The organism is Streptomyces crystallinus (genome assembly GCF_039521265.1).
Lineage (GTDB): Bacteria > Actinomycetota > Actinomycetes > Streptomycetales > Streptomycetaceae > Streptomyces > Streptomyces crystallinus.
In genome coordinates, this window is sequence record NZ_BAAACA010000055.1 from 19,705 (window position 1) to 29,463 (window position 9,759).

The 9,759-nt window shown below is 70.2% G+C and carries 3 protein-coding genes and 1 tRNA gene; 1 reads left to right on the top strand and 3 read right to left on the bottom strand.

Features of this window, described 5'->3' with window-relative positions:
- Window positions 1-152: 152 nt before the first annotated feature.
- A complete protein-coding gene (locus tag ABD236_RS31495; protein WP_344079834.1) occupies window positions 153-5,624 on the bottom strand; it encodes a HAMP domain-containing protein in 5,472 nt (1,823 codons plus the stop codon).
- Window positions 5,625-5,925: 301 nt separating this feature from the next.
- On the opposite strand from ABD236_RS31495, the gene ABD236_RS31500 reads away from it, so the two are divergent.
- Window positions 5,926-8,628, top strand: coding sequence for a SpoIIE family protein phosphatase (locus ABD236_RS31500; protein WP_344079837.1), 2,703 nt, complete (start codon window positions 5,926-5,928; stop codon window positions 8,626-8,628).
- Window positions 8,629-8,740: 112 nt separating this feature from the next.
- On the opposite strand, the gene ABD236_RS31505 is transcribed toward ABD236_RS31500, so the two are convergent.
- Window positions 8,741-8,813: transfer RNA gene (locus ABD236_RS31505), tRNA-Thr, on the bottom strand.
- 111 nt (window positions 8,814-8,924) lie between these two features.
- Complete coding sequence (locus tag ABD236_RS31510) at window positions 8,925-9,602, bottom strand: DegT/DnrJ/EryC1/StrS family aminotransferase (protein WP_344079840.1); 678 nt, start codon at window positions 9,600-9,602, stop codon at window positions 8,925-8,927.
- Window positions 9,603-9,759 lie beyond the last annotated feature (157 nt).

Below are 9,759 nucleotides of genomic sequence, written 5' to 3' on the forward strand. Positions count from 1 at the left end.
CACCCCGCCTGTCGCCACACCCTGTCACCGCGATGTCACTGTGCACGTAGCAGAAACGTAGTGGGAGACCAGAAGGTTCCCCGAATACCGCCGTCTCACACGCCTTCGGCCACAGTCAGTCAGCAACTCGCGGTGAAGTGTGCGGCCACCGATCACTTACCGCGCATCCACTGCTCCATCACCGAGAGCAGATGGTCGGGGTCGACCGGCTTGGTGACGTAGTCGGACGCGCCGGACTCGATGGCCTTCTCCCGGTCGCCCTTCATCGCCTTGGCGGTGAGCGCGATGATCGGCAGCCCGGCGAACTGCGGCATCCGCCGGATCGCCGATGTCGTGGCGTACCCGTCCATCTCCGGCATCATGATGTCCATCAGTACGACGGCGGTGTCCTCGTGCTGTTCCAGGACCTCGATCCCCTCCCGGCCGTTCTCCGCGTACAGCACCGACAGCCCGTGCTGCTCCAGAACGCTGGTGAGGGCGAAGACGTTGCGGACGTCGTCGTCGACGATGAGCACCTTCTCGCCGCCGAAGTGGAAGGTACGCCCGGGCGCGCGCTCCGGCTCCTGGGCCGCCCAGGAGTCCTGCTGCGCCTCTCCCGGCTGACCGGGCAGGGTCGCGGCGGGCTCCGCGCCGAGCGCCTTGCGGCGGCGCCGGAACAGGCTCCCCGCGCCCGACTGGCTCTCCCCCGGGGCGAGCGCCGTCGCCGCCTCGTGCGGCACGGGCTCCTGGCGCCCGGCGTCGGTGGGCGCCGAGGCGCCCTCGGCGGGCGTCTCGCCGCCCGGCGGCAGCTGCGGGTAGCCCTGCGGCGGCAACTCGCTGGGGTGCAGCGGCAGATACAGCGTGAAGGTCGAGCCTCGGCCGGGCTCGCTCGCCGCGTGGATCTCACCGCCGAGCAGCCGGGCGATCTCGCGGCTGATGGACAGGCCCAGACCGGTGCCGCCGTACTTGCGGCTGGTGGTGCCGTCGGCCTGCTTGAACGCCTCGAAGATGACCCGCATCTTGCTGGCCGCGATCCCGATGCCGGTGTCGGTCACCGAGAACGCGATCAGGTCGGCGTCCGCGTCACGCAGCGAGCCGGCCTCCAGGAGCTGCTCGCGGATGGCGTGCGGCACATCCGCGTGGGCGGGCCTGATCACCAGCTCGACGGCGCCGCTGTCGGTGAACTTCACCGCGTTGGACAGCAGGTTGCGCAGCACCTGGAGCAGCCGCTGCTCGTCGGTGTGCAAGGTCGCCGGGAGCTCCGGCGAGACCCGTACGGAGAAGTCGAGCCCCTTCTCCGCGGTGAGCGGCCGGAAGGTCGCCTCCACGTAGTCGACGAGCTGCACCAGGGCGATACGGGTCGGGCTGACGTCCATCTTGCCCGCCTCGACCTTGGACAGGTCGAGGATGTCGTTGATCAGCTGGAGCAGGTCCGAACCCGCACCGTGGATCGTTTCCGCGAACTCGACCTGCTTGGGCGAGAGGTTGCCCTCCGCGTTGTCGGCGAGCAGCTTGGCCAGGATGAGCAGCGAGTTGAGCGGCGTGCGCAGCTCGTGCGACATGTTCGCCAGGAACTCGGACTTGTAGCGCATGGAGACCGCGAGCTGCTCGGCGCGCTCCTCCAGGACCTGCCGGGCCTCCTCGATCTCGGTGTTCTTCACCTCGATGTCGCGGTTCTGCTGGGCGAGCAGCTCGGCCTTCTCCTCCAGCTCCGCGTTGGAGGCCTGGAGCGCCTTCTGCCGGTTCTCCAGCTCCGCGGAGCGCTCGCGCAGCTGCTCGGTCAGCTCCTGCGACTGCTTGAGCAGCACCTCGGTCTTGGAGTTGACGCTGATCGTGTTGACGCTGGTCGCGATCATCTCCGCGATCTGGTTGAGGAAGTCCTTCTGGATGTGGGTGAACGGCTGGAACGAGGCCAGCTCGATCACGCCCAGGACCTTGCCCTCGAAGAGCACCGGCAGCACGATCACATGCGCGGGCGGCGCCTCCCCGAGGCCGGAGGAGATCTTCAGATAGCCCGGCGGCACGTTCTCCACCAGGATCGTGCGCTTCTCCTCCGCCGCCGTTCCGATCAGCGTCTCACCGGGCCGGAAGGAGGTGGGCATCGAGCCCGCCGAGTACCCGTAACTGCCGCGCATCCTCAGCTCGTACGAGCTGTCGTCATCCCCGCCGAGCTCGGTGGAGCCGCCGGTCGGCAGCGCCAGGAAGAAGGCGCCGTGCTGGGCCGAGACCACCGGCGTCAGCTCGGTCATGATCAGGGAGGCGACGTCGTCCAGGTCGCGGCGGCCCTGCATCAGACCGGAGATACGGGCGAGGTTGCCCTTGAGCCAGTCCTGCTCCTTGTTGGCGACCGTGGTGTCGCGCAGGTTGGCGATCATCGTGTTGATGTTGTCCTGGAGGGCCTGGATCTCGCCCGACGCGTCCACGTCGATCTTGAGGTTGAGGTCGCCGCGGGTCACCGCGGTGGCGACGGCCGCGATGGCGCGCACCTGGCGGGTCAGGTTCCCCGCCATCTCGTTCACGGACTCGGTGAGGTCGCGCCAGGTGCCGTCGACGTCGCGTACGCGCGCGTGGCCGCCGAGCTGGCCCTCGGTGCCCACCTCGCGCGCGACCCGGGTGACCTCCACCGCGAACGAGGAGAGCTGGTCGACCATCGTGTTGATGGTGTTCTTCAGCTCCTGGATCTCACCGCGCGCATCGATGTCGATCTTCTTGGTGAGGTCGCCCTTGGCGATGGCGGTGGTGACCGTGGCGATCTGGCGCACCTGGCCGGTGAGGTTGTCGGCCATGGAGTTCACCGACTCGGTGAGGTCCTTCCACGTACCGGAGACGCCGGGGACGCGGGCCTGTCCACCGAGGATGCCGTCGGTGCCCACCTCGCGCGCGACGCGGGTGACCTGGTCGGCGAAGGACGACAGGGTCGTCACCATCGTGTTGACGGTGTCGGCCAGCTCCGCGACCTCGCCGCGCGCCTCGACGGTGACCTTCTTGGTCAGGTCGCCGTTGGCGACGGCCGCGGAGACCCGGGCGATGTTGCGCACCTGGTAGGTGAGGTTCGCGGCCATCAGGTTGACGTTGTCGCTGAGGTCCTTCCAGATGCCGGTGACCCCGCGCACCCGGGCCTGGCCGCCGAGGATGCCCTCGGTGCCCACCTCGCGCGCGACCCTGGTGACCTCGTCCGCGAAGTTGGACAGCTGGTCGACCATCGTGTTGACGGTCGTCACCAGCTCCAGGATCTCGCCCTTGGCGTCGACGGTGATCTTCTTGGAGAGGTCTCCCTTGGCGACCGCCGTCGTCACCTCGGCGATGTTGCGCACCTGGAACGTCAGGTTGTTCGCCATGAAGTTGACGGACTGGGTCAGGTCCTTCCAGGTGCCCGAGACGCCCTGCACCTCGGCCTGGCCGCCCAGGATGCCCTCGGTGCCCACCTCGCGGGCCACCCGGGTCACCTGCTCCGCGAAGTTCGAGAGCTGGTCGACCATCGTGTTCAGGACGTTCTTGAGCTCCAGGATCTCGCCACGCGCGTCCACGTCGATCTTCTGCGACAGGTCGCCGCGCGCCACCGCCGTGGCGACCTGGGCGATGTTGCGGACCTGCGCGGTGAGGTTGCCGGCCATGCCGTTCACCGAGTCCGTCAGATCGCGCCACACACCGGCCACGCCGGGAACCTGCGCCTGTCCGCCGAGGCGGCCGTCGGTGCCCACCTCGCGCGCGACCCGCGTCACCTGCTCGGCGAAGCCGGAGAGCTGGTCGACCATGTTGTTGATGGTGTTCTTGAGCTCCAGGATCTCGCCGCGCGCGTCCACGTCGATCTTCTGCGACAGGTCGCCGCGCGCCACCGCCGTGGTCACCTGGGCGATCTGGCGCACCTGGGAGGTGAGGTTGCCCGCCATGAAGTTGACGGAGTCGGTGAGCTCCTTCCAGGTGCCCGAGACGCCGTCCACCCGCGCCTGACCGCCGAGCCGGCCCTCCGTACCCACGTCCTGGGCCATCCGTGTCAACTGGGCGGCGAACGAGGCCAGCTGGTCGACCATCGTGTTGACGGTGTTCTTCAGCTCCAGCATCTCGCCGGAGACGTCCACCGTGACCTTCTGCGACAGGTCGCCGTTGGCCACCGCCGTCGTCACCTGGGCGATGTTGCGCACCTGACCGGTGAGGTTGCGGAACGCGTTGTTGACGGAGTCGGTGAGGTCCTTCCAGGTCCCCGCCGCGCCCGGCACCTCGGCCTGCCCGCCCAGCCGGCCCTCGACGCCGACCTCCCGGGCCACCCGGGTCACCTCGGAGCCGAACGACTGGAGCTGGTCCACCATCGTGTTGACGGTGTTCTTCAGCTCCAGCATCTCGCCCGCGACGTCGACCGTGACCTTCTGGGTCATGTCACCGTTGGCGACCGCCGTCGTCACCTGCGCGATGTCGCGCACCTGCGTCGTGATGTTGCGGAAGACCGTGTTGACCGAGTCGGTCAGGTCCTTCCAGGTCCCCGCCGCGCCCGGCACCTGTGCCTGGCCGCCCAGCAGACCCTCGGCGCCGACCTCGTTGGCGACCCGCGTCACCTCGTCCGCGAACGTCCGCAGCGTCTCGGTCATCTGGTTGATCGTCTCGGCGAGCTGGGCGACCTCCCCGCGCGCGTTGACGGTCACCTTCTGCGACAGGTCGCCGTTGGCGACGGCCGTGGTCACCTGGGCGATCCCGCGCACCTGGGCGGTCAGGTTGCCCGCCATCAGGTTGACGGAGTCGGTGAGGTCCTTCCACACGCCCGCGACCCCGGGCACCTGCGCCTGGCCGCCGAGCTCGCCCTCGGTGCCCACCTCGCGCGCGACCCGGGTCACCTCGGACGAGAAGGACGAGAGCTGGTCGACCATCGTGTTGACGGTGTTCTTCAGCTGGAGCATCTCGCCGGCGACGTGCACGGTCACCTTGCGGGACAGATCGCCCTTGGCGACCGCCGTCGTCACGAGAGCGATGTCACGTACCTGGGCGGTCAGCCGGTACGCCATCGTGTTCACCGAATCCGTGAGGTCCTTCCACGAACCGGACATTCCACGCACCTGGGCCTGACCGCCGAGCTTGCCCTCGGTGCCGACCTCCAGTGCGACCCTCGTCACCTCGTCGGTGAACGCCGACAGCTGGTCGACCAGGTTGTTGACGGTTCGCCCCACTTTGAGGAACTCGCCGCGCAGCGGCCGCTCGGCGTTGTCCACGCCGTGCGAGCGCAGGTCCATCCGCTGCTCCAGATCGCCCTCGGCGACCGCGGAGAGCACCCTGCCGACCTCGGAGACGGGCCTGGCCAGATCGTCCACCAGCGCGTTCGAGGCGTCGATCGCGGCCGCCCAGGAGCCCTCACAGGCCCCGGTCTCCAGCCGCTCGGTCAGCTTCCCCTCGCGGCCCACCATGCGCCGCACCCGGGCGATCTCGCCGGTCAGATGGAGGTTGCGGTCGGCGACCTCGTTGAAGACGGCGGCGATCTCGGCCATCATCCCGTCGCCGGAGACGGTCAGCCGCTTGCGGAAGTTTCCGTCCCGCATCGACGCCAGTGCGGCGAGCAGCCGCTGCAGCGCAGCGGTGTCCACCTCGGTCGTCCCCTTGCCGCGGGACCGTCCGCCCTTCGCGCGCGTGCTCTTGCCACGCGCCGCCACGCCAGACTCCACCGTGTCCCTCCCGCAGGGGTCGACCGCCCTCGTCGGGCTTTCCTCGAAGCCTTCCCAGTGTTTCACCATGGCCGAACCCGGCCATAACAGTTCGGCAGCTTCGCATACCGTCCCCGTCCACGGAGGACGGAAACACTGGTGACCGGCATCCGCCAGGACAGCGAAGGTAAGTAACCTGGCTTCCGGCTGTCCAACCGCCCCGGTCCTTCCGAAGGCGGGAGCGCCCCCCTGCTCCTGTGAGCCCGGGGAGCAGCGGGCGCCACAAGGACGACCACGGGACACCGGAGGGGGCGGGCCACACATGGGAGTGTTGATTCCCGGGGGGCACCTTCCCGGACCCCGGCCGGGGAAACCGGGCGTCGAGACGCGTACGAGGAGTTCTGTGATCACCGCGCGGGCGGAAGCCAGCTTCGAACCCGTCGGGCGGTCCGTGGCGACCGCCCGCGCCTTCGTCCGCGACACCCTCCAGGGCTGGGGGTACGCGGACGTCGTCGACGACGCCGTCGTCCTCACCAGCGAGCTCGTCACCAACGCGGTCGTCCACGCGGGCACCGCCGCCGACGTACTCTGTCTGCGCTCCGAGGACGGCGTACGGGTCGAGGTCGCCGACCACTACCCCGAACGAGAAGTTCCGCTCCACCCCTCCCCCGCCGACGTCGCGGGACCGGACCGCGAGAACGGCCGCGGCCTGCTGCTGTGCGCCGCCATCGCCTCCCGCTGGGGCGTCGAGTACACCCCCACCCAGAAGCACGTCTGGTTCCAACTCGACCTCCCCGCCCGCCGGGTGGGCACCCGCTCCGCCGGCCCCGCCCTGCCCGTGGACCTGCTGCCGGTCACCGACGACCGGGTCCGCGTCGCGGTCATCCAGATCGACCGCACGGGCGCCGTCCGCGCCTGGAACGAGGACGCCGAGGAGCTGTTCGGCTACCCCGCCGAAAAGGTCACCGGCAAGCCCCTCACCGACTTCGCGGCCTGGCCGCACACCCCCGGCACCTCCACCGGAATCGTCGAGGCCCTGCAACTCTCGCGCTGGGAGGGCAGCTACGGCATCCGCGGCGCCGACGGCCGCGTCCTGCCCGTGTACGCCTCGCATCTGCGGGTACGCGACACCAATGGCGAGCCCTCCACCGTCTGTCTGCTCGTCCGCGACGACGAGCGGGCCGTCCTGCAGACCCCCGTGCGGGCGCCCGCCACCGACCCCGCGGCCATGGGAGAGAGCCGCAACGTCGACCCGTTCGAGGTCTTCATCGGCTCCCCCGCCCCCGACGACCTGGACGGACTGCTCCAGCGGACCGTGGAGCGCGCCCGCGACATGCTCGACGGCGACGCCGCCTTCCTGCTGCTGGCCACCGACGACGAGACGGAGCTGGAGGTCCGCGCCACCACCGGCCTGCCCTCCGCACGCCAGCGCTTCGCGCGCGTGCCCGTCGAAGCCGGCACCGGACGCTACGGCTCCGCCCGGATGCCCGCCGTCCACGAGGACCTGGCGGCCGTGCCCGGCGCCGTCCCGATCCTCGGCGGCTCCGGCATGCGCTCGGTGGTCACCGTGCCGCTCAAGGTCGAGGGCCGCCTCACCGGCTCCCTCGGCGTCGCCGCCGAATCAGCCGGGCGCTACTCCAACGAAGAAGCGTTGCGCCTCCAGTTCGCCGCCGACCGCATCGCCCTCGCCGTCGAGTCGGCACGCCTGGGGGAGCTCGAACGGCTGCGCCGCGGATCGCTGAGCTTCCTCGTGGAGGCCTCGGACCTGCTGGCGGGAACCCTGGACCGGGACCAGACGTTGGCCCTCATGGCGCAGATGACCGTCCCCACCCTCGCCACCTGGTGCGCCGTCTACACGATCGCGGACCAGGCCTCCGAACCGTATCTCTCGTACGTCCTGCACGAGGACGAGGAGCGCATCGACGGCCTCAAGGCGCTCCTTTCCAAGATCGACCCGCCGGAGCCGGTCCCCACCCCCGGCGCCCGCGTCTGGACCGCCCCAGGCGAGGCGGCCCACCAGGCCGCGCTGCGCACCTCGATGCGCGACCTCGGCCGCGGCTCCAGCCCGCACCTGGGCAGCGGCCTCGGCACCACGCTGTCCACGGCCGCGGCCGTCGGCGGCGAAACGGTCGTTCTCCCCCTGGTCGCCCGCAACCGCGTCATCGGCATGCTCACCCTCGGCAAGCCCTCCGACGACCACTTCCGCCAGGAGATCCTGGAGCTGGCCGAGGACCTCTCGCGCCGGGCCGCCCTCGCCCTCGACAACGCCCGCCTCTACTCGGAGCGCATGGCCATCAGCCGCTCCCTCCAGCGCAGCCTCCTGCCGCCCGGCCTCCCGCAGATCCCCGGCGTCGAGGTCGAGGTCATCTACCGCGCGGCCGGCGAGGGCAACGAGGTCGGCGGCGACTTCTACGACCTCTTCCCGATCCGCGACAACGCCTACGGCTTCGCCATCGGCGACGTCTGCGGCACCGGCCCCGAGGCGGCGGCGGTCACGGGCCTGGCGCGCCACGCCCTGCGCCTGCTCGCCCGCGAGGGCTTCGGCGGCCCGGCGGTCCTGGAGCGCCTCAACGCGGCGATCCTCGACGAGGGCGCCCGCAGCCGCTTCCTGACGCTCCTGTACGGCGAGTTGTGGCCGCAGGAGGACGGCAGCGCCGTCCTGAAGGTCGTGTGCGCGGGCCATCCGCTGCCGCTGCGCCTGCGCCAGGACGGCACGGTCGAACCCGCCGCCGAACCCCAGCCGCTGCTGGGCGTCATGGAGGACCTGGAGCTGTACGAGCAGACGATCACCCTGGACCCGGGCGACGTCCTTCTCTGCGTGACCGATGGCATCACCGAGCGCCGCGAGGGTACCCGCATGTTGGGAGACGACGGTCTGACCGACGTCCTCGCCACATGTACGGGCCTGACCGCCGGCGCCGTTGCGGCCCGCGTCCTGCGCGCGGTGGAACGCTTCGCCGCCGAGCCCGCGTCCGACGACATGGCGATCCTGTCGATGCGTATCCCGGAACAGCCCCGGCACTGAGCGGCCGGTGGCTCCGGGGCCCGACAGGACCCGGGGCCACCGTCAACGGGTGGCCATAGGAACGCGAAAGGCCCCGCCCAATCGGGCGGGGCCTTTCATCGTCCTACTCCTGAGCCCCCATGCGGAATCGAACCGCAGACCTTCTCCTTACCATGGAGACGCTCTACCGACTGAGCTATAGGGGCCGGTTGTTGTTTCGGGGTTTCCCCCTCACCAACGAGATAAAGCATACCCTGAATCAGACGGTGGTCCGAACCACGCTCGCCCGTTCTTCCGGCGCCCCTTCCCCTCCCCGGTCACGCGGGCTGAAGCAGTCCCCCGAGCGCGTTGCACACCGACACCAACTTGCGTACGCCGGCGTCCGAAAGCCCGTCCAGCCGGGGCAGCGCCAGCGTCTCGTCCACGGCCCGCTCGGTCTCCGGCAGCACACACCCGACCCGCCTGAACTCCCGTGTCCGGTGTACGGGCGTGAGCACCGGCACCTCGCACTCGACCCCGCGTCGCCGCAGCAGCCGCGCGAACGCGTCCCGGTCGGGCCGCCCGTTCCCCGGTACCCGTACGACATAGCGCTGGTACGCGTGCCCAGCGGCCGGCACGGGGGTCCGTACGCCGACGAGCCGCCGGTCCAAGTACCCGGCCCGCTGACGGCGTTGTACGAGGTCACCGCCCTGGCCGTCGTCCTCGTCCTTCTCCACGAGCAACAGTCCGAGCCGGTCGGCGAGTTGTCTGAACTGCCCGGCGTCGCCCGGGTGCCCGAAGCGGTGCACCAGGACGAGCCCGACCGTCCGCGAGGTCACGACGGCCTCGATGCCCCCGACGCCCAGGCAGTACGTCTCCGGGTCTATGTCAGCGAACACCGGCAGGGCTCCGGCCGTGGCGACGGCCCGGGCCACGGCGCCGTCGTCGTAGGCCGGAACGATCACTTCGTCCCCGGCCGCGAAGCGCGCGGACTCCAGCTTTCCGATGATCCCCATAGCAGGGCATGGTGCTCGCGCCATATGAACAACAGGTGATCGGGCACAAAAAAACGCGGGTCCCCGAGCCGAAGCTCGGGAACCCGCGTTGAAAATTTGTTCGGCGGCGTCCTACTCTCCCACAGGGTCCCCCCTGCAGTACCATCGGCGCTGAAAG

Coding starts and splice junctions, on each gene's coding strand:
- ABD236_RS31510 (WP_344079840.1), bottom strand. CDS start 9,602: ATGGGGATCATCGGAAAGCTGGAGTCCGCGCGCTTCGCGGCCGGGGAC.
- ABD236_RS31500 (WP_344079837.1), top strand. CDS start 5,926: ATGGGAGTGTTGATTCCCGGGGGGCACCTTCCCGGACCCCGGCCGGGG.